General features: G+C 53.9%; 22 protein-coding genes and 1 riboswitch. Of the genes, 15 read left to right on the top strand and 7 right to left on the bottom strand.

The features are described 5' to 3' along the window. Positions 1 to 11 precede the first annotated feature (11 nt). From KW808_RS03070 to KW808_RS03030, 9 genes are all read left to right on the top strand, one after another. Positions 12 to 1,106, top strand: coding sequence for a PEP/pyruvate-binding domain-containing protein (locus KW808_RS03070; protein ID WP_003860613.1), 1,095 nt, complete (start codon positions 12 to 14; stop codon positions 1,104 to 1,106). A 46-nt stretch (positions 1,107 to 1,152) separates the two neighbouring features. After that, the gene (locus KW808_RS03065) at positions 1,153 to 3,054 is read left to right on the top strand and encodes a PEP-utilizing enzyme (protein ID WP_003860610.1); all 1,902 of its coding nucleotides are present in this window, start codon (positions 1,153 to 1,155) and stop codon (positions 3,052 to 3,054) included. Then, complete coding sequence (locus KW808_RS03060) at positions 3,047 to 3,793, top strand: SDR family NAD(P)-dependent oxidoreductase (protein WP_003860608.1); 747 nt, start codon at positions 3,047 to 3,049, stop codon at positions 3,791 to 3,793. Before KW808_RS03065 ends, KW808_RS03060 begins: the two co-directional genes overlap by 8 nt. Before the next feature lie 26 nt (positions 3,794 to 3,819). Next, on the top strand, positions 3,820 to 4,140 hold the full coding sequence (locus KW808_RS03055; RefSeq protein ID WP_003860604.1) for a 2Fe-2S iron-sulfur cluster-binding protein: 321 nt from the start codon (positions 3,820 to 3,822) through the stop codon (positions 4,138 to 4,140). Between the two features lie 9 nt (positions 4,141 to 4,149). Next, positions 4,150 to 5,418, top strand: coding sequence for an NAD(P)/FAD-dependent oxidoreductase (locus tag KW808_RS03050; protein ID WP_003860602.1), 1,269 nt, complete (start codon positions 4,150 to 4,152; stop codon positions 5,416 to 5,418). Next, complete coding sequence (locus tag KW808_RS03045; RefSeq protein WP_003860600.1) at positions 5,415 to 6,152, top strand: HD domain-containing protein; 738 nt, start codon at positions 5,415 to 5,417, stop codon at positions 6,150 to 6,152. The genes KW808_RS03050 and KW808_RS03045 overlap by 4 nt, the downstream gene beginning before the upstream one ends. Further along, positions 6,149 to 7,642, top strand: coding sequence for an aldehyde dehydrogenase family protein (locus KW808_RS03040; RefSeq protein WP_003860598.1), 1,494 nt, complete (start codon positions 6,149 to 6,151; stop codon positions 7,640 to 7,642). Before KW808_RS03045 ends, KW808_RS03040 begins: the two co-directional genes overlap by 4 nt. A 171-nt stretch (positions 7,643 to 7,813) precedes the next feature. Further along, positions 7,814 to 8,179 carry a hypothetical protein gene (locus KW808_RS03035; protein WP_003860595.1) on the top strand — a complete coding sequence of 122 codons (366 nt, stop codon included), beginning with the start codon at positions 7,814 to 7,816 and terminating at the stop codon, positions 8,177 to 8,179. Positions 8,180 to 8,376: 197 nt separating this feature from the next. Then, positions 8,377 to 8,589 (top strand): aldehyde dehydrogenase family protein, encoded by a 213-nt coding sequence (locus tag KW808_RS03030; RefSeq protein WP_415877164.1) that lies wholly within the window; start codon positions 8,377 to 8,379, stop codon positions 8,587 to 8,589. Positions 8,590 to 8,771: 182 nt separating this feature from the next. Here the strand turns inward: KW808_RS03030 and rplO are convergent, their stop codons facing one another. Genes rplO through rpsH form a run of 6 tightly spaced genes read right to left on the bottom strand, consistent with a single transcriptional unit; the run spans position 8,772 to position 11,452 of the window. Continuing rightward, entirely contained in the window at positions 8,772 to 9,218 is a 447-nt protein-coding gene (rplO, locus tag KW808_RS03025) for a 50S ribosomal protein L15 (RefSeq protein WP_003860592.1), read from the bottom strand. Between the two features lie 6 nt (positions 9,219 to 9,224). Then, positions 9,225 to 9,410, bottom strand: a complete 186-nt coding sequence (gene rpmD, locus KW808_RS03020; RefSeq protein ID WP_003860590.1) for a 50S ribosomal protein L30 — start codon at positions 9,408 to 9,410, stop codon at positions 9,225 to 9,227. Between the two features lie 3 nt (positions 9,411 to 9,413). Continuing rightward, positions 9,414 to 10,049, bottom strand: coding sequence for a 30S ribosomal protein S5 (gene rpsE / locus KW808_RS03015; RefSeq protein WP_003854347.1), 636 nt, complete (start codon positions 10,047 to 10,049; stop codon positions 9,414 to 9,416). Between the two features lie 40 nt (positions 10,050 to 10,089). Further along, on the bottom strand, positions 10,090 to 10,494 hold the full coding sequence (gene rplR / locus KW808_RS03010; protein WP_003854346.1) for a 50S ribosomal protein L18: 405 nt from the start codon (positions 10,492 to 10,494) through the stop codon (positions 10,090 to 10,092). Positions 10,495 to 10,497: 3 nt separating this feature from the next. Further along, the gene (gene rplF, locus KW808_RS03005; protein ID WP_003860588.1) at positions 10,498 to 11,034 is read right to left on the bottom strand and encodes a 50S ribosomal protein L6; all 537 of its coding nucleotides are present in this window, start codon (positions 11,032 to 11,034) and stop codon (positions 10,498 to 10,500) included. Between the two features lie 19 nt (positions 11,035 to 11,053). Continuing rightward, positions 11,054 to 11,452 carry a 30S ribosomal protein S8 gene (rpsH, locus tag KW808_RS03000; protein WP_499652591.1) on the bottom strand — a complete coding sequence of 133 codons (399 nt, stop codon included), beginning with the start codon at positions 11,450 to 11,452 and terminating at the stop codon, positions 11,054 to 11,056. A gap of 346 nt (positions 11,453 to 11,798) precedes the next feature. Here rpsH and KW808_RS02995 point away from each other — a divergent pair, with 346 nt between their 5' ends. From KW808_RS02995 to KW808_RS02970, 6 genes are all read left to right on the top strand, one after another. After that, a complete protein-coding gene (locus tag KW808_RS02995; protein ID WP_034983556.1) occupies positions 11,799 to 12,323 on the top strand; it encodes a GNAT family N-acetyltransferase in 525 nt (174 codons plus the stop codon). 84 nt (positions 12,324 to 12,407) lie between these two features. Beyond that, positions 12,408 to 12,569, top strand: a riboswitch (adenosylcobalamin (AdoCbl) riboswitch). 73 nt (positions 12,570 to 12,642) lie between these two features. Next, positions 12,643 to 13,869 carry a prenyltransferase/squalene oxidase repeat-containing protein gene (locus KW808_RS02990; protein WP_499652589.1) on the top strand — a complete coding sequence of 409 codons (1,227 nt, stop codon included), beginning with the start codon at positions 12,643 to 12,645 and terminating at the stop codon, positions 13,867 to 13,869. 20 nt (positions 13,870 to 13,889) lie between these two features. Beyond that, on the top strand, positions 13,890 to 14,963 hold the full coding sequence (locus tag KW808_RS02985; protein WP_003860583.1) for a hypothetical protein: 1,074 nt from the start codon (positions 13,890 to 13,892) through the stop codon (positions 14,961 to 14,963). A 42-nt stretch (positions 14,964 to 15,005) separates the two neighbouring features. Then, a complete protein-coding gene (locus tag KW808_RS02980; protein WP_034983552.1) occupies positions 15,006 to 16,118 on the top strand; it encodes an energy-coupling factor transporter transmembrane component T in 1,113 nt (370 codons plus the stop codon). Further along, a complete protein-coding gene (locus tag KW808_RS02975; RefSeq protein ID WP_003860579.1) occupies positions 16,118 to 17,827 on the top strand; it encodes an ABC transporter ATP-binding protein in 1,710 nt (569 codons plus the stop codon). The genes KW808_RS02980 and KW808_RS02975 overlap by 1 nt, the downstream gene beginning before the upstream one ends. After that, positions 17,824 to 18,630 (top strand): ECF transporter S component, encoded by an 807-nt coding sequence (locus KW808_RS02970; protein ID WP_003860577.1) that lies wholly within the window; start codon positions 17,824 to 17,826, stop codon positions 18,628 to 18,630. The genes KW808_RS02975 and KW808_RS02970 overlap by 4 nt, the downstream gene beginning before the upstream one ends. Positions 18,631 to 18,726: 96 nt before the next feature. On the opposite strand, the gene KW808_RS02965 is transcribed toward KW808_RS02970, so the two are convergent. Then, the gene (locus KW808_RS02965) at positions 18,727 to 19,356 is read right to left on the bottom strand and encodes a hypothetical protein (protein WP_003860575.1); all 630 of its coding nucleotides are present in this window, start codon (positions 19,354 to 19,356) and stop codon (positions 18,727 to 18,729) included. Positions 19,357 to 19,479 lie beyond the last annotated feature (123 nt).

Here is a 19,479-nt window from a genome sequence, read left to right as displayed (position 1 = left end):
AAGGAGAAACCATGACCAACAGTTTGAACATCCCGTTTGTCCAGCGCTTTGATGAAGGCCTGGATCCTGTTCTAGAAGTACTCGGTGGCAAGGGCGCTTCACTAGTCACCATGACCGATGCTGGAATGCCCGTTCCGCCTGGATTTGTGGTCACTACTGCAAGCTTTGATGAGTTCATCCGTGAAGCAGGCGTTGCTGAACACATCGATAAATTCCTTAACGATCTCGATGCAGAAGATATTAAGGAAGTGGATCGAGTTTCTGCGATCATCCGCGATGAGCTGTGCAGCCTCGAAGTTCCAGAGAACGCTCGTTTCGCAGTGCACCAGGCTTACCGCGATCTCATGGAACGATGCGGTGGCGACGTCCCGGTTGCTGTCCGGTCATCGGCCACTGCCGAAGATCTGCCCGATGCTTCCTTCGCAGGGCAACAGGACACCTATCTGTGGCAAGTCGGTTTGAGCGCTGTCACTGAACACATCCGTAAATGCTGGGCTTCGCTGTTCACTTCCCGTGCCATTATCTACCGTCTGAAAAACAACATCCCCAATGAGGGCCTCTCCATGGCGGTAGTTGTTCAAAAAATGGTCAACTCTCGTGTCGCAGGCGTGGCAATCACTATGAATCCTTCCAACGGCGACCGCTCGAAGATCACCATCGATTCCTCATGGGGTGTTGGTGAAATGGTGGTCTCAGGTGAAGTGACACCAGACAATATCTTGCTGGACAAGATCACGCTGCAGGTTGTCTCCGAACACATTGGAAGCAAACACGCTGAACTCATCCCCGATGCCACCAGTGGAAGCCTCGTGGAAAAGGCCGTTGATGAAGAACGCGCAAACCGCCGCAGTCTGACTGATGAGGAAATGCTCGCTGTGGCACAAATGGCTAAGCGTGCAGAAAAACACTACAAGTGCCCACAAGATATCGAATGGGCGCTGGACGCTGATCTGCCAGATGGAGAAAACCTTCTGTTATTGCAATCCCGTCCGGAAACCATCCACTCCAACGGTGTGAAGAAGGAAACCCCAACTCCGCAAGCTGCCAAAACCACCGGCACCTTCGATTTCAGCTCAATCACCGTCGCAATGACCGGCACGAAGTAGAACCACCGCATCTTTTCGTCGAAAAGCATCTAAAAGGAGTTTGACCATGGCTAATAAATCTTTCCCCAAGCCCTCCGATCTTCCAGTGCCCAAGGGCGCTGAAGGTTGGGAAGATCTGTACCCGTACTACCTCGTTTTCCAAGACAAGCTCATGGATGAAGAAAACGAGAAATTCTGGTTCTGCGATTCACAGCACTGGCCAACTGTGTTCAAGCCTTTTGAAACCATCGGTGGTGAATTCGCTGTAAAGTGCCTCGGCCAATACAACGCTCGGCATTTGATGATCCCGAATGCCAATGGCATCGAGTTCCGCGTGCATCTGGGATACCTCTATATGTCCCCTATTCCAGTGCCTGAAGATCAGATTGCGGAACGCGTCCCCATGTTCCAGGAACGCATCACGCACTACTTCCAAAACTGGGAGCCAATGCTGGCAAATTGGAAGGAGCGAGTATTAGGAACCATCAATGAGCTGGAATCTCTAGAATTCAAGCCACTGCCTGACTACGTGCCCATCGATGATATTGTCTCCGGTAAAGCCAAAGACGGCACCGAAGTACTCATGGAAAACTTCGATCGGCTCATTCAGCTCGCCTACCAAAACTGGCAATACCACTTTGAGTTCCTCAACTTGGGTTACATCGCTTACCTGGACTTCTTCAATTTCTGCAAGGAAGTCTTCCCAGATATCCCTGATCAGTCAATTTCCATGATGGTTCAGGGCGTGGATATGGAACTGTTCCGCCCCGATGATGAACTGAAGTCTCTGGCACAGCTAGCGGTCGACCTTGGCCTGCAAACTCACTTTGCCAACCCGGATGATCCTCAAGCTACCTTGGCTGCTATCGCAAAGGCAGAAGGCGGCGCGACATGGATAGCGCGCTGGGAAGAAGCACAAGATCCGTGGTTCAACTTCACCGTCGGCAATGGCTTCTACGGTCACGATAAATACTGGATCGAGCACCTGGAACTTCCACTGGGTTACATCGCGGATTACATCCGCCGCTTAGATGAAGGCCAAACCATCTCCCGTCCGAAAGATGAACTCATCGCAGAAAAGGAACGCGTGGTGGAAGAATACCGCGACCTTTTGGATGGAGAACAACTCGCGCAGTTTGATGCAAAATGCGGCCTCGCTGCTACTGCATACCCCTATGTGGAAAACCATAACTTCTACATCGAGCACTGGACCATGTCAGTATTTTGGCGCAAAGTACGCGAACTTTCCCGCACTCTCCAGGGCTACGGTTTCTGGGAGAACGAGGATGACATGTTGTACCTCAACCGCACTGAAGTCCGCGATGTCCTCTTCGACCTGGCTACTGCGTGGGGTGTCGGTGCACCCGGTGGTCCAATTGGCACGATCATTTGGCCGGAAGAAATTGAGCGAAGAAAAGCAATTGTCACCGCTTTGAAAACTGCCCGACCAGCGCCAGCTTTAAACACTCCTCCAGAGTCCATCACCGAACCTTTCACCCGCATGCTCTGGGGAATCACCACCGAACAGGTGCAATCATGGTTGGGCAATGACGAGGATGCCGAAGAAGGAACCCTTAAAGGCATGGCTGCATCCCCTGGTGTGATGGAAGGCTACGCTCGAGTAATTCTCAGCGCAGATGACCTTTCAGAAATCCAGCAGGATGAAATCCTCGTTGCCCCTGTAACAGCACCTTCTTGGGGCCCAATCTTTGGCAAAATCAAGGCAACAGTCACTGATATTGGTGGCATGATGAGCCATGCTGCGATCGTGTGCCGCGAATACGGCTTGCCGGCTGTTACTGGAACTGGCGCTGCATCCACCACCATCAAAACCGGCGATTACCTCAAGGTCGATGGAACCAAGGGCAAGGTTGTCATTGTTGATCCAGATGCGCCACGCATCGAAGGACCCGGCGCGCACAGCCATGCGCACTCAGTAGCAGCACATGGGGTGGATACACATGCCTAGTCCACGCACTGTTCTTATCACTGGTGCCGCTGGCGGTTTGGGTCGGGCATTCGCTGAAGGTTTCGCAGCCCAAGGAGACCGTATCGCGGTGGCGGATATCAATCTGGATGGGGCGCAAGAGACCGTTGACAAGCTGAAAGCATTGGGCGCAGATGCCGCAGCCTTTGAAGTTGATGTCACGTCTTTGGAGTCCACCGAGGCCCTAGCCGCCGGTGCCGCTGAGTTTGGCGGTGGCCGAATTGATGTCCTTATTAATAACGCAGCGATATATGCGACAGTGACTCGTTCACCGTTTGAGGATATTGACCCTGCGGAGTGGGATTTGGTCATGGGAGTCAATCTCAAAGGCCCGTGGTTGGTGACGCGTTCTGTGAGTCCGTTTTTGTCCGATAATGCCCGTGTGGTCAATCTTTCCAGCGCGACTGTGTTTTCAGGATCTGCACACTGGGCGCACTACGTGGCATCCAAAGGTGGGGTCATTGCTTTAACCAGGGTGCTTGCTAAAGAGCTGGGTGGTCGTGGGATCACGGTCAATGCGGTTGCGCCTGGGTTTACGCTGACTGAAGCCAGCTTGGGGCTCATGGATAACGCGGAAACGTACGGTGTCGATCGCGGATCCATCAAGCGCGCAAGCCAACCGAAAGACATCGTCGGCACCACCATGTTCCTTGCATCCCCAGAAGCCGAATACATCACTGGGCAAACGCTCATCGTTGATGGCGGCCGACAGTTCATCTAAGTACTAAAAGTTCTAAGGAGAAGATCATGTCTACTATTCATTTCATTGATCATGCTGGCGAAACCCGCACCATCGAGGCGACTGTTGGTGATTCAGTAATGGAGACCGCAGTCCGAAACGGAGTGCCTGGAATTGTTGCTGAATGCGGCGGTTCCTTATCGTGTGCAACCTGCCATGTGTTTGTTGACCCTGCACAGTATGATGCGCTTCCCCCAATGGAGGAGATGGAAGATGAAATGCTGTGGGGTGCTGCCGTCGACCGCGAGGATTGCTCCCGTTTGTCTTGCCAAATCAAGGTCACCGAAGGCATGGATCTTTCGTTGACCACGCCAGAAACGCAAGTGTGAGGTTGAATCATGAATACTTCAGCTGAAACTGGAATCTTGATCATCGGCGCAAACCAATCGGGTGTGCAGCTGGCGATTTCCCTGCGGGCCACGGGTTTCACCGAATCGATCACGCTTCTAGGCGAGGAGGATCACCGCCCCTACCAGCGTCCCGCCTTGTCCAAGGAGTTCCTCCAGGACAAGATCGACAAAGAGCGTCTGATTTTCCGTTCCAATGAGTATTGGGAAGAAAATAATATTCGCCTGGTCAAGGGCGTGCGCATCGAACGCATTGAAAAGAACGACGACGGATCAGGGGTCGCCTACGGCGCCGGACAAGAATTCGCTTTTCGACGTCTCGCTCTAGCGGTTGGTGCCCGCCCTCGCCACCTCGACCTCCCGGGCGCCACCTTGGAGGGTGTCACCTACCTGCGCAACGCGGACGACGCCTTGGCGCTCAAAGCGATGATTGGTTCTGTCACCGATGCCGTTGTAGTCGGTGGTGGGTTCATCGGATTGGAAGCTGCGTGTTCGCTTCATGACCTCGGCAAAAATGTCACCGTCCTGGAATATGGTCCGCGTCTGATTGGCCGAGCGGTGGGTGAAGAAACCGCAGCATTCTTCCTCGAACAACACCGTTCCCGTGGCGTAAATATCGTGCTTGATGCCCGCATGAAACAGTTTGTGGGCAAGGATGGAAAGCTCAGCGGCATTGAGCTAGAAGATGGCACAGTAATTCCTGCCCAACTAGTCATTGTGGGCATCGGTGTCATTCCGAACACAGAACTTGCCGCTGATCTGGGCTTAGACATCAACAACGGCATCGTGGTGGATAAACATGCCGTCGCGTCAGATGGCACCACCATTGCGATTGGCGATGTCGCCAACATTCCCAATCCAATCCCTGGTTCCCCCGCTGATGAACGCATCCGACTAGAAAGCGTCAATAACGCCATCGAGCACGCAAAGATCGCTGCATACTCACTCGTCGGCCAGCCCGAAGCCTACGCCGGAATCCCCTGGTTCTGGTCCAACCAAGGCGATCTCAAACTACAAATTGCAGGACTTACCCTTGGTTATGACAGCACAGTAATCCGACAGGATCCCGAGAAAAAGAAGTTCTCTGTCCTTTATTACCGTGGCGACAACATCATCGCCGCCGATTGCGTCAACGCTCCACTGGATTTCATGGCTGTGCGCAGTGCACTTTCCAGGAACCAAAATATCCCCGCCGACCTTGCTGCAGATATTTCGCAGCCGCTGAAAAAACTAGCCGTTGACCTGGAGGTTACCCGATGACTCGCAGTAATTTACCCGCTTGGGAGCAAGCAGACCCCAGCGTCCACGCCTCTGATCCCCGCGCCATCACTTTTGCGGAGGATTTTGGGATTCGTCCCATCCCGGCCGTAGGTCCAATTGATACCACCGCTATCTGTGCAACACCTTCAAATGGATTTGAGCAATTATGGAAAGCCATTGAGCCGGAAACCCGCACCCGCGCCAACGACATTCATCTTCCCATCGTCGTGGCGTACGCTGAACGTCTCTGCGACGCTTACCCACTGGCAGATAGAGAATTGGTTCTCGTAGCCGCAATCCTCCACGACACGGGCTGGGCACATGTCGATGAGAGCCGAATCATCTCCGAAGGCTTCTCCGGAAACTGGCGCAAAGCAGCAATCCGCTTCGAACACGAAACAGAAGGCTGCACTGTGGCCCGCCGAGTGCTTCCATCCCTCGGATATACTGTCGATTTTGTCGAGCATGTCTGCGACATCATCGACGGACACGACACCCGCCAAGTGGCCTATTCCCTAGAAGATGCTCTTGTTCGCGATTGCGACCGACTCTGGCGTTTCGACCGCGCCGGGATCACGGCTTCTAGCTCATGGTTCGGGATGCCAGTCTCTGATTATGTCGACCGCCTGCACAGGGAAATCCTCCCAGAATTAATCACCGAGGCTGCACACCAGATGGCTACTGCAGACCTCAATCGTGCAAAGGCCCTGTTAAGAACGGATGCGATCCGATGAATGCTGCAACCAGGCGTGCTTCCCTGCAACTCCCCTATACCCATGTCGATGATTTCTACATCAACGGTTCCTGGGTTAAAGCAGAAGGAACACAACGCAACCCCGTAGTTGATCCTGCGGTCGGTCAAGAATGGGGATCTGTTCCAGAAGCAACCGCATCTGAATTGGACTCTGCGGTGGGAGCTGCACGTACAGCGCTAAAGTCGTGGAGTGCACTTACAGGTGCGGAACGAACAGGCTACCTCCTGAAAATCGCGACGGAAATTGAATCCCGTTCCGAAGCTCTAGCACTTACTAATACCCGCGAAAATGGTTCCCCCATTTCCGAGACCCGGGGCGCGGCGTCCAACGCAGCAGGAATTTTCCGTTACTTTGCCACTCTCGCACCTTGGTTAGACGACGAAGACATTCGCCCCTTCCCTGCAGGTGGAGCAGAATCCATCGTGGACAAAGATCCCATCGGTGTCTGTGCACTCATCGCACCATGGAATTTTCCAATCAACCTCGTGGTCATCAAACTGGCACCAGCACTTCTTGCCGGCTGCACCGTCATCATCAAACCAGCCTCCCCCACCCCACTGTCGATCCGTTTCATCATCGAAGCCATCGAAGCCGCCGGAGTGCCAGCAGGCGTAGTCAACCTACTCACCGGTTCAGGGCGTTTCGGTGATGCCCTTGTCCGCCACCCCGGAGTAGACAAGGTAGCGTTTACCGGATCAACGCCTGTTGGAAAGAAGATCGCTGCCGCCTGCGGAGAACTACTCCGACCAGTGACTTTAGAGCTAGGCGGAAAATCTTCTGCGATTATCCTTCCGGATGCAGACATGTCAGTACTCTCGGCGCGGTTGATTCGATCTTGTATGCGCAACACTGGACAAACCTGCTACATCAGTACCCGCATCATTGCTCCTAGCTCACGCTATGCGGAAGTCGTGCAAACAGTGGCAAGCACTATCGCTGCAGGTGCACAAGGTGATCCTTATGATGAAGCAACTGTTTTTGGACCAGTTGCCAGCGCTGCCCAATATGCAACGGTCATGTCTTACATTGACTCCGCACGAGAGGAAGGTGCACGAGTGGTTGCAGGTGGAAACCGGTCAACCGGCCTTTCTGAAGGTTTAGAATCAGGCGAGTTTATCCAACCAACCGTGTTTGCCGATGTCACCCCCGACATGCGGATATCACGCGAAGAAATCTTCGGCCCTGTTATTTCCATCCTAAAGTACGACGATACAAACGGTGTTTCCGAAGCAATCGCACTAGCCAACAACACGGAATTCGGTCTCGGTGGCTTGGTATTTGGTGCGGATGAGGAACAAGCACTAGAAGTCGCCCGTCAAGTGGATTCTGGTTCCGTAGGCATCAACTTCTTCGGTTCCAACCATTCCGCCCCATTTGGAGGACGCCACGAATCCGGTATGGGAGTGGAATACGGCATCGAAGGCCTCAGTGCTTACCTGACATACAAGAGTATTCACCGAACCATTTAGTTACTGAAAGTTCTCAGCTAAACACCCGCCGCGTTTCATTGTGGCGGGTGTTTAGTTTTAGGGAAGCCCATTTGTATCGCATCAAACTAATGAAAGTCTACGCTCAGTATGGTTTGCTTATTAAAAGCTATTCCCATTTAGAATATTTGATGCCCTACAGGAGTCCGCGCAGTGCAACATCCCCCGGTACCCGGTAAATCGATTCTCGGATTCTACGCAGTAGTTCTTGTCGTGCTTTGCTTGTGGTTCAAGATTCAATTAATTCCGGACATAGCGGTAATTGGCTTTATCCTCGCCCTTTCCTTCGCTTCAGCCATCATCACCGCAGCACTCACTCAAAAATCTCCCCAATGGGTTTTACTGACCGTAGGACTTGTTGGCCTGATCATTGTGGGAATTTGCATCTATCTCTGGATCACCGTTCCCGAGGGAATTCTCGATGTCGCCGTCCTCCTTGTAGCCTCAGGAGCAGTCATCGCCGAAGCTGCCCTACTTATTAGCCGAATGTGGCCCAGGCGCCGTCAAACTACTAGTTAACCCTTTTCGCCAAAATCAAACCTCACCGGAATCTCTACAAGCCAAGAACAAGATATTCGCCAATAGAGCCCCTTCAAAAGGCCAAGTTGGAAAGTTCCAATTCTCAGCCACAGGGACGTGCGGACAGAATTCTCGATTCAGCCTTGAAAGAAGGCGCTTCAATAGTTGTTGATGGCCGTACAGCTCGAGAATTTCAGATGGACATCGAAGTCGGAATGGTTGGCATTAACGTGCCAATCCCAGTCCCAATTGGCGCTTTCTCATTTGGAGGTTGGAAAGACTCACTATTCGGAGACACACACATGTATGGACCTGACTCTTTCAACTTCTATACCCGAAGCAAGGTGGTTACCACTCGCTGGCCTCTTCCAAATGAATCACAGATTGAGCTTGGCTTCCCCACCCACTAAGTAAGTCTCTTTGCAATGCCACTCTTGTTACCCCACAGAGTGGCATTTTCCATGCACTCAAATCAAACCCAATCAGTAGGCCCCCTGCGCAATCCCCCTCCGAGAACCCCAGGTCCACCCAAAAAACCTAAAAATGACCCCCAAGGTTTCCCTTGGGGGTCATTTTTAAAGCTCTGGTGAACTTATGCCACGGTTGCGGAGCCGCCAGCGGCTTCGATCTTTTCCTTGGCAGAGCCGGAGAACTTGTTAGCGGTGACGTTCAGCTTGACGCTGATGTCGCCGTTGCCAAGAACCTTAACCAGTTCGTTCTTGCGGACAAGTCCTGCTGCAACGATGTCAGCTACAGTGACGTCGCCGCCCTGTGGGAACTTCTCTGCGAGATCTGCAATGTTAACTACCTGGTAGTCAACCTTGTTAGGGTTCTTGAAGCCCTTCAGCTTAGGAAGACGCATCTGCAGTGGCATCTGGCCACCTTCGAATGCTGCAGAAACCTGCTTACGCGCCTTGGTACCCTTGGTACCGCGACCTGCAGTCTTACCCTTGGATGCTTCGCCTCGACCCACGCGGGTCTTAGCTTTGTTTGAGCCCGCTGCTGGGCGCAAATCGTGGAGCTTAATTGGTTCGCTCATTGTTACCTACTCCCCCGCCACTTCTTCGACGACGATCAGGTGGCGAACTGCCAGGATCATGCCACGTACCTCTGGGGTATCGGGGCGGATCACGGTGTGGCGGATTCGCTTCAGACCGAGGGAACGAAGATTTTCGCGATGCTTGGGCTTGGTGCCCACAGTGCCTTTGATCTGAGTAATCTTCAGCGCCATTTCTTACGCCTCCTGACCTGCGCGTGCACGCAGAATACGTGCTGGTGCGACCTCTTCGATGGTCTTGCCACGGCGGGCTGCAACCTCTTCAGGGCGGACCAGCTGCTTCAGGCCATCCACAGTTGCGTGGACGACGTTGATAGCGTTGTCAGAACCAAGGGACTTGGACAGGATGTCTTGGATACCTGCGCACTCAAGAACTGGACGTGCTGCGCCACCGGCGATAACACCGGTACCTGGAGCAGCTGGCTTCAGCATAACGATGCCGGCTGCCTTTTCGCCCTGAACTGGGTGGGTGATGGTGCCGTTGACCATTGGGACGCGGAAGAAGTTCTTACGAGCCTCTTCTGCACCCTTCTGGATTGCGGCAGGGACTTCCTTGGCCTTGCCGTAACCGACACCGACCATTCCCTTGCCGTCGCCAACGATGACAAGTGCGGTGAAGCTGAAGCGACGACCACCCTTGACGACCTTGGACACACGGTTGATGGTGACTACACGCTCGATGTACTGTGAGCGCTCGTCCTGCTGCTGATTGCGACGGTCATCGCGGCGGCCTCCGCCACGACGCTCGTTGCGATCGTTTTGCTTGTTGTCGTCGGCGGAGCGTCCGCCGTCACGCCGTTCACGTCCCGGCATTACGCAATCCTTCCGTTGATGTTCTTAGAAATGGTCATCATTAGAATTTCAGACCACCTTCACGAGCGGCGTCAGCGAGAGCTGCAACGCGGCCGTGGTACTTGTAACCAGCGCGGTCGAAGACGACCTGCTCGATACCAGCAGCCTTAGCGCGCTCGGCGATCAGCTGACCGACCTTTGCGCCCTTAGCCTTCTTGTCGCCCTCAGTTGCGCGAACCTCAGCCTCGATGGAAGAAGCTGCAGCCAGGGTGTGGCCTGCAACGTCATCGATGATCTGAACGTGCATGTGGCGAGAAGAGCGGTGGACAACCAAACGTGGAGCCTCTGGGGTGCCACGCAGGTTCTTGCGGATGCGGAAGTGGCGGCGTGCACGGGCAACGCGACGACGAGTCGCGATGTCCTTGCCAACGGAAACGCGCTTCTGCTTGTTTTCAGTGTTGCTCATTGCTTACTTACCCGTCTTTCCGACCTTGCGGCGGATCTGCTCACCCTCGTAGCGGATGCCCTTACCCTTGTAAGGATCGTCCTTACGCAGGCGGCGGATCACTGCTGCGACCTGTCCAACCTTCTGCTTGTCGATGCCAGAAACTGAAAGCTTGGTGTTGCCATCAACTGCGAAAGTGATGCCTTCAGAAGCTTCAATCAGAACTGGGTGTGAGTAGCCGAGGGAGAACTCAAGGTCCTTGCCCTTCAGCGCGACACGGTAACCGACACCGAAGATTTCCATCTTGATGGTGTAGCCCTCGGTGACGCCGACAACCAGGTTGTTAACCAGGGAGCGGGAGAGACCGTGGAGTGAACGGTTAGTGCGGTGATCATCCGGGCGGGTGACGACAATCTTGCCGTCTTCCACTGCAACGGAGATTGGCTCTGGAACGTTAACGTTCAGGGTGCCCTTAGGACCCTTAACCTCAACGAGCTGTCCGTCAATCTTGGTTTCGACACCGGATGGGATGGTGATCGGTTCTTTTCCGATACGTGACATGTTTAGTCAATCCTCCCTATTACCAGACGTAGGCGAGAACTTCTCCGCCTACGCCCTTCTCGGTAGCCTGACGGTCGGTCAGGAGGCCCTGTGACGTGGAAATGATAGCCACGCCAAGGCCGCCCAGAACCTGTGGCAGATTGGTGGACTTAGCGTATACACGCAGACCAGGCTTGGAAACGCGGCGCAGACCAGCGATGGAGCGCTCACGGGTGTTGCTGTACTTCAGCTCGAGGGACAGGGTCTTGCCGACCTTTGCATTCTCAACGGTGTAGTTAGCGATGTAGCCTTCCTGCTTCAAGATCTCGGCGATGTTTGCCTTGATCTTGGAGGATGGCATGGACACGGTGTCGTGGTGCGCATTGCTAGCATTGCGCACGCGCGACAGCATGTCGGCGATTGGATCAGTCATTGTCATTAGAGACGACCTGATGCCTTTCTCGTTGGGGTTCCCTTCCCACCTTGGACGTTAACCGTGTGTTTTCTGGCCACTCAACGCTCACCGAACTCAATAGTCGGTTTGCTCGCTACCATTTCCCACACGGATCGCCATTCATGGCGGGGGGCCTACAACAAAGTAGGTGTTTACGTTTACATGGATCTTTAAAACACCGTTGTGCTCTATAGAGTTTTCTGGTGCAAAGTCCAAACGGACAGAGTACAGCAAGTGAACACTAAAACACAAACTTCCTAGCACGCTTATCGACGCCGCCCTCCCCCGCGTGCCCCACGCAGGGCACGGTTAGCGCTGCTAACCTGGCCCGATGTACAAATTAATCTCACCGCATTTGTCAGGCCACGCCATGTGGAAAGAGGCTTTGGAAGAATTCGGATCAGACCCCATCCACGGCTCGGGTTATTTCGAGAACTATCTTCCCATCGACTATTCCGAAGCAGGATTTCACCACTACCTCAAGGAGCGCACTGACGCGGCCGATCCTTCGGTTCCACCACCGGAAGGTTTTGTGCACTGCAGCTATTTCTGGATCGTTGATGATGACGATGTTCTTGTCGGATTCTTAGCTTTAAGGCACGAGCTGAACCAACATCTCCTGGAAGTCGCGGGCCACATTGGTTACGGCGTGCGCCCGTCTGCGCGTCGAAAAGGTGCCGCAACCGCAGCGCTGAAACTCGGTGTTCATGAAGCTCAGGCCTTGGGCATCGACAAGGTTTTGCTGTGCGTCGCAGGAGATAACGAAGCGTCCAGGAGCGTCATAGAAAAGTGCGGTGGAGTTTATGAATCCACGATCCGTGGAATGCGACGCTATTGGATAGCCACAGATTCTTAAAAAATCTTCGCAAGAACTTACATTTTCCCTGCCACCCCTACGGGGGCTTTCATTTGACCAGCACCGATGGTGATTTTATGGTGTAGGACACCATCTGTTCTTTTTCAGGGGAATTTCGGTGAGAACCCGAAGCTGACCCGCAACCGTATTATGCAACCGCTTTCACCAGGTATTGCATTAAGCCGGATCACCTGAATAAGAAATGAGTGGCTCCAAACCGTCGAGGATTACGGTTCTGAAGCCCGTCTTGAAGCGCAGTGATGTGTGCCTTAAAGCGGGGTCAGAACATTTCCCCAATTCATTTTAAGGACATATTTTCATGGCTCATCTACGTGGGAAGAGAACCATTCGCTGGTCTGCTGCAACCGTGGCTTTAGCAACCGGTGTTTCCCTGTTGGCTCCACAGGTCGTTGCTGCACAAGATGCATCATCGGATATTCAATTAGCTACCCAATTCATCGAAAAAGAATTTGCAACGAATAGCCTCATCCCTGGGCCTGCAGGTACTCCAGATATTGGGCTCAATCAGGATCTGTTGCTGTCACTCATAGCGCTTGATCCTGATTCACCAAAGATCGACGCTGCATATACTGCAATTGCTCCGGAGCTCGAGGGCTATTTCTCAAGTTCTGACCACATCTTCAGCGATCGTCTAGCTAAGACCGTTGCTTTCCAAGATGCCCTGGGCATCAGAAATGATGATTTTATCGCGCAACTTGTCAGCGCTGTTCAAGAAAACGGTCAGATCAAAAACTTGAACAATGGCGAAGCCACAACTGCAATTAATAACTTCAGCCAGGCCTGGGGCGTTCTAGCTCTGCACCGCGTCGGTGAAACCGAAGCAGCCGAGCGCGCAGCAGATTTCCTTGAAACTCAAGTGTGCTCCAACGGTGGTGTCCAATTAGCCTCAGCAATCGAACCTAAATGCAAAACCACGGATTCCGATGTCACTGCAATGGCTGCACAGGCTTTGACTCTGGCAAATGGTGCGCAGGATCCAACCACACAAGCCACTCTCGATTACCTCGTCACCACGATGGATGAGACCGGTGGTGTCAAAAATGCTTGGACCGGTGTGAATTCCAACTCCACGGGACTTGTCGGGTCCGCTTTTGCTCTTGCGGGCGATGAGGAAAACTACCTCAAGGCTCGTGAATACCTGGCATCTGTTCAATTTGGCGAAGATTCGGAGCCATCAATTCAGGGTGGCTTTGCATTCACCGTGAAGGCTAAGGAAACCACCACTGCGATTAGCGATCAGATTCGACGCGCAACTGGCCAAGCAGCATTAGGTTTTGCAGGCGGTAACTACGCTGAACTGATCACCATTGCGAACCCAGTAGATCCAACTCCAGATCCAGAAATTCCAACTCCAGATCCAGAAATTCCAACTCCCCCAGCTGATTCAGAAATTCCAACTCCCCCAGCTGATTCAGAGGGATCCACCGGTGGAATTGGCGGCGCTGGAATTATCATCGCCATCTTGGCCATCCTTGCCGCCATCGCTGGTGTCATGGGACCAATGATGGCTAACCTGCAGTTTTAACATCTGAGAGAAGTACAGTGATGTCTCGAACCTCAACTTTTCACCTGTCGCTGAAGTCTTTTGCAGCTGCAGTCGCACTATGGATTGTTCTTGCCATATCGCCATGGGTTCCTTCTGCGCACGCCTTGACCACGCCTTGTGAAGACGACCAAGTAACAGTGATGGTTGAGGGCAACACCATCGGCTGTGCTGACGCCGGCGGAAATGGCTATCAAACGCTTCTTGATGCCGGATTTGATGTGGAAACCACCGTTCAGTTTCCAGAATTCTTGTGCCGAATCAATGATTTCCCAGGTCCTGATGTGGACGATTGCATGACCGCATCACCTGCTGAAGCTTATTGGTCTTATTGGCATGCTCCCCTCGGCGGAGATGAATGGGAATACAGCAACCTTGGTGCTTTCCTCTACTACCCCAAACCCGGCACTGTTGAAGCGTGGTATTGGGGAGATACTGATCGTCCCGGCGCGATCCCGGTGAGTAAATCTCAGGCGGAGTTGGGGTTAGACTCCGCGGATCCGGATTACAAAATTGATTTTGATCCAAATGATTTCATCACCACAACCCCAACCTCCGAGTCCCCTATCGCCGATTTAGGGGGTGACGAAGAGCCCACTGAAACTACTGAAGCTCCTATCGCAGGGGCTGGAGCTGGTTCGGCAAGAGGACAAGCAGCTGAACCCACTGCTGAGGTAAACCCTGAGAACGCTAATGAGGTATTGGTGTATCAGGATTCTGAAGGAAACTCGATTACTAAAGGTCAGTACGAGAACTTGGTTGCTGCAGCAGCCGCTAAGACCACTGCTGCTGTCCAAGCCCCAGCTGGGGCTGGTGAAGCAAATAGCCAACCGCAGGCAACAGCGGTGGCAGAAGCTCCTGAAGTTGATCCGATGACCACGCAGGTTCTTATGGCGCCTGCGGGCCAAGATGGAGACGTCATGGCTGAGGGTTCGACGCAGCAGATGTACGCCACAGGCACGGTGGATTCTTCTGCTCAGGGATGGATCATTGGACTCACACTGGCTGTCATTTCCTTGGTTTCAGCGTCTGCTGTGGCGGCGTGGACGATTCGTCGTTCAGAGGTCCAGGGTTAAAGCTTCGTGAAATGGATTGAGCGATATGTGCTGTCCCGGCGGATGGTTCATCCCTGGGCGTGGTGGGTGTGGGCGTTAGGAATTGCTGGTTGTGCCAGCATGACCAACAATCCTTATATTTTGGCGCTCACTTTTGCCACGTTGTGTTTTGTGGTGTTTAACCGTCGTGGGTCATCGCCGTGGTCGCGTGCTTTCCCGATCTATTTGATGATCGCGGGTTGGCTCGTGGTGTACCGGTTGGTCATGCACATTGTGGTGGGCGCAAAAATTGGCACCATTGAACTGTTTCGGATCCCGCCGGTGCAGTTGCCGGAGTGGGCTGCGGGTATCCACGTGTTTGGCACGGTGTATCTCGAGGGGTTGATCATCGCGACGACGCAGGGTTTAACGCTTGGAACGATGATCGTGGCGGTGGGTGCTGCGAACTCTTTGGCGGATCCCAAGAAGCTGCTCAAATCGTTGCCTGGTGCGTTGGGTGAATTGGGAACTGCGGTGGTCATCGGTATTTCCATTGCACCTCAGATGGCTGAGTCGGCGTTCCGCATTAATCGTGCACGAACCTTGCGTGGTGATGATGCCAGAGGTGTTCGTGGTTTCGCGCGGATTTTGATGCCGGTTTTCCAGGACACTTTGGATAGGTCTTTGGCCTTGGCTAATTCCATGGATGCCCGTGGTTATGGCAGGCAGGCTCATGTATCCAAATTCCAACAGCGTGTGACCTCTATTTTTGGTGCGTTGGGAATTCTCGGTGTGACTGTTGGTCTGTTTGTGGTCTTGGATGCATCATCACCGATGTTCGTTGCCGTTCCGGTGTTTATTACCGGCGTGGGCTTCTTGATCATTTCCCTGGTCGTTGCTTCACATAGAAAAACATCCACCACTTTTGATCAATTGCCGTGGGGCGCTGCGGAATGGCTGGTGTGCATCACAGGTGTGATTCCGCTGCTCATGGCTGCGCTAACCCGATACCTTGATCCAGGTTCCATGATCACCACCTGGGTTCCTTTGCATATGCCAGACACCGTTCCGTTGCTCGTTGTGGCAGGACTTGTTGTGGCGACGATGCCAGGATTCTTGACGCCCCGCTTGCCGAAGAACAAAGTGAGGGTCAAGCGTCGAAAAGCAATAAATAGCCCAGAAAGGGCCGAAGTTTAATGAGTGCTCCTTTTAGCGCGCGCACTGCGTGGTCGACGGACCCCGTGCTGGAACTGGAAAGCGTCGCTGCCTCGTATTATGACGACGAGCGCACGCTGGCGGCGCCGCAGATCAGCGACGTGAATCTGACGCTTTTTGAAGGCGAAATCCTGCTGGTTGTGGGGCGCACCGGCTCCGGCAAATCGACGCTGCTGAACGCGATGTCCGGCGCGATGCCGCATGCGACCGGCGGCCGACTTGATGGACGCGTGCGAGTGGTCGGCCGGGATACGCGTGATTTCCCACCACGCATGCTTTCCGACGTGGTCGGCGTCGTTGGGCAAGATCCGGCGGCGAGTTTTATCACCAACACGGTTGAAGAAGAACTTGCCTACAGCATGGAGCAATTAGGGCTCCCACCTGCGGTCATGCGCAAGCGCGTAGAGGAAACCCTTGATCTTTTAGGCATCGCGGAGCTGCGATACGTGCCATTGGCGGAACTATCTGGTGGTGAGCAGCAACGCGTGGCGATTGGCGCGGTGCTGACCACTCGCCCCGCGCTGATTATCTTGGATGAACCAACCAGCGCTTTGGACCCTAATGGTGCCGAGGATGTGCTGGCAACCGTAACCAAGCTGGCTCATGACTTGGCGATGACCGTAGTGCTTGCTGAACACCGCATCGAGCGCGTACTGCAGTACGTGGACCGCGTGGCGCATGTGGGCGCTGATGGGCACGTCACTGTTGGGACGCCGGAAGAAATCATGGCTGATGCTGATGTGGCACCACCCATTGTGGAATTAGGACGCTGGGCTGGCTGGACTCCCCTACCGCTGTCGATCCGCGATGCTCGCGCACACTCCGCTGACATGCGCAAACGCCTGTATCAGCGTGGTTTAGTGGTGAACAAATTACACAACCACGCTGTCCAGCCACTTTTGATCGCCGAAGATATCATGGTTGATTTCCCCGAAATCCGTGCCGTTGACGGCGTGAACTTGAATCTCAACTCCGGTGAAATTACCGTGCTCATGGGCCGAAACGGCTGCGGAAAATCATCCCTGCTGTGGGCTTTACAAGGTTCAGGGACTAGAAATCAGGGCTCGGTGCAGGTGCTTGATGAGGCCGCGGGATTTTCGTGGACAGACCCCAAAACTTTAAAGCCCGCCAAGCGGCGCAATCTTGTGTCCATGGTTCCGCAAACACCGACCGATATTTTGTATGAATCAACCGTGCATGCAGAGCTCGCACGCTCTGATAAAGATGCCGCAGCACCCGCCGGCACCACGCGGGAAATCCTGGATTCACTGGTCCCGAATATTCCGGACCACCTCCACCCACGTGATCTATCGGAAGGCCAAAAGCTTTCCCTCGCGCTATCCATCCAACTCGCCGCAAAACCCCGCGTGGTATTTTTCGACGAACCCACCCGCGGCCTAGATTACGACGGCAAGAAATCCCTCGCCCGCTCCTTCCAACAACTCGCAGACGACGGCCACGCCATTTTGGTGGTCACCCACGACGTGGAATTCTCTGCACTGTGCGCCGACCGAGTGTTGTTTATGGCCTCTGGAAAGATCATCTCCGATGGCACAGCCGTAGAAATCCTTCCCGCCTCACCGGCTTACGCCCCACAGGTCGCGAAAATCACCGCCGGAATCCAAGAGGAATCACACTGGCTCACTGTTCCTGCTGTGAAAGCTGCGCTAGGACACGGTGAAATTTCATGATCAACGCCATCGCACTCAAGCCCAAAACCTTCCTCACCTTGAGCTTCCTTGCGGTTTTGAGCATCGTGATTTTCTTCTGGCCGCTGATCGTCAACCCGGAATCCTTCCTGTCCGACAAAGCCCAAGCGCCCCTCTACATCGCGATCGTCATTCCCCTCGTGCTGGCCGCCGTGATCGCCGAAATCAGTGAAAACGGATTCGACGTTAAAGCCGTAGCCATGCTCGGCGTCCTCACCGCCATGGTTGCCGTAGTCCGACCATTCGGTGCCGGCGCAGCAGGCTTCGAAGCAGTCTTCTTTGTCCTCATCCTCGGCGGACGAGCCTTCGGCCCCGGCTTCGGATTCATCCTCGGCAACACCGGACTGTTCGCATCCGCGCTGCTCACCGCAGGAATCGGACCGTGGCTCCCCTACCAAATGCTCGCAGCCGCCTGGGTCAGCTTCGGCGCTGGACTACTCCCCCAAGTCCGCGGCAAAAAGGAAATACTCATCATCGTCCTATACGCCATCGTCTCCTCACTCGGCTACGGAACCATGATGAACATGAGCTTCTGGCCCTACGCCATCGGTGTCACCAGCGGGCTTTCCTTCACACCCGGCGCGCCCGTCCTGGAAAACCTCCACACATTCATGCTGTTCTGCCTCACCACATCCATGGGTTGGGATCTCGGCCGCGCCTTCTTCACCTCAGTGCTATTACTGCTCACAGCCAAGCCCGTTTTAGGTGCTTTACGACGCGCTAGCCGCCGCGCCGCTTTCGGCGTCGAGCGCGACTTCGGGGAGGCCGGGGTGCCTCGGGTCTAAAGATTTTGTTGGCTTGCTTCGTGGCGCAAACCTAAAGTGCCCACCGATCTTGAAGGGTCGGTGGGCACTCTTGTTTAAAGCTTTAGGTTAGGTTGCTTAAAACTTAGGCAGAACCAGACCTGGGATAGTGATCAAGCCCTGGTACAAAGCTGCGACTCCACCACCGATCAATGCGAGAAGACCTGCGATGACTGCAATCCAGCCGCCATCTTCAGAAGATCCGGTTGCCGCTGGAGTTTCAGCAAGAGTGGTGAGCGCTGGTTTATCCGAGCTTGTGCCAACAACCCAAGCCTCAACAGTTCCGCCTTCAGGTCGAGAATCAGATGCACCGACCTGGTAATAGGTGTAGTCCACGCTGTAATCATCTGCGACTTCACCAGAGGAATAAACCCAATAGAGCTCTCTTTCATCCCATTCTGGAGCCACGTCATTGATACTGGTCAAGTATTTGCCAAACTCGGTTTCATTAAAGGTGGGTAGGAACCCTGCAGATTCAAGAGCGACAGCACCATCAGTGAACTCGGTGGCACATGCGCCCTCTGGTTCTTTTTCAGAGTCTTCGCCGTACTCTACGTAGACCCAGACATTGTTGGCATCGACGCACTCACGTGCATCAGCGATGTCATTAGCAACAGGAGACTGTGCATTCGCAGCAGTGCTCAAGGACAAAGTGGTTGCGGTGACTGCCAGGGTGGTCAGAGCAACGCGGCTAAAAGTAATGGTCAAGGCTTTGAACCTTTCATTTTCAATTCTGTAAACGCTGTAATGTGCATTAGAGCGCCGATGGGCAAACGTCGTCTTAGAACACTTTGTGCGCAGAATTTGAAGATGCAAGCTTTTCGTAGTCCA

The sequence above is a fragment of the [Brevibacterium] flavum genome (genome assembly GCF_019317305.1).
Classification (GTDB): Bacteria; Actinomycetota; Actinomycetes; order Mycobacteriales; family Mycobacteriaceae; genus Corynebacterium; species Corynebacterium glutamicum.
The sequence above is the reverse complement of the archived record's forward strand: the minus strand, read 5'-3'. Positions and strand labels throughout refer to the sequence as shown.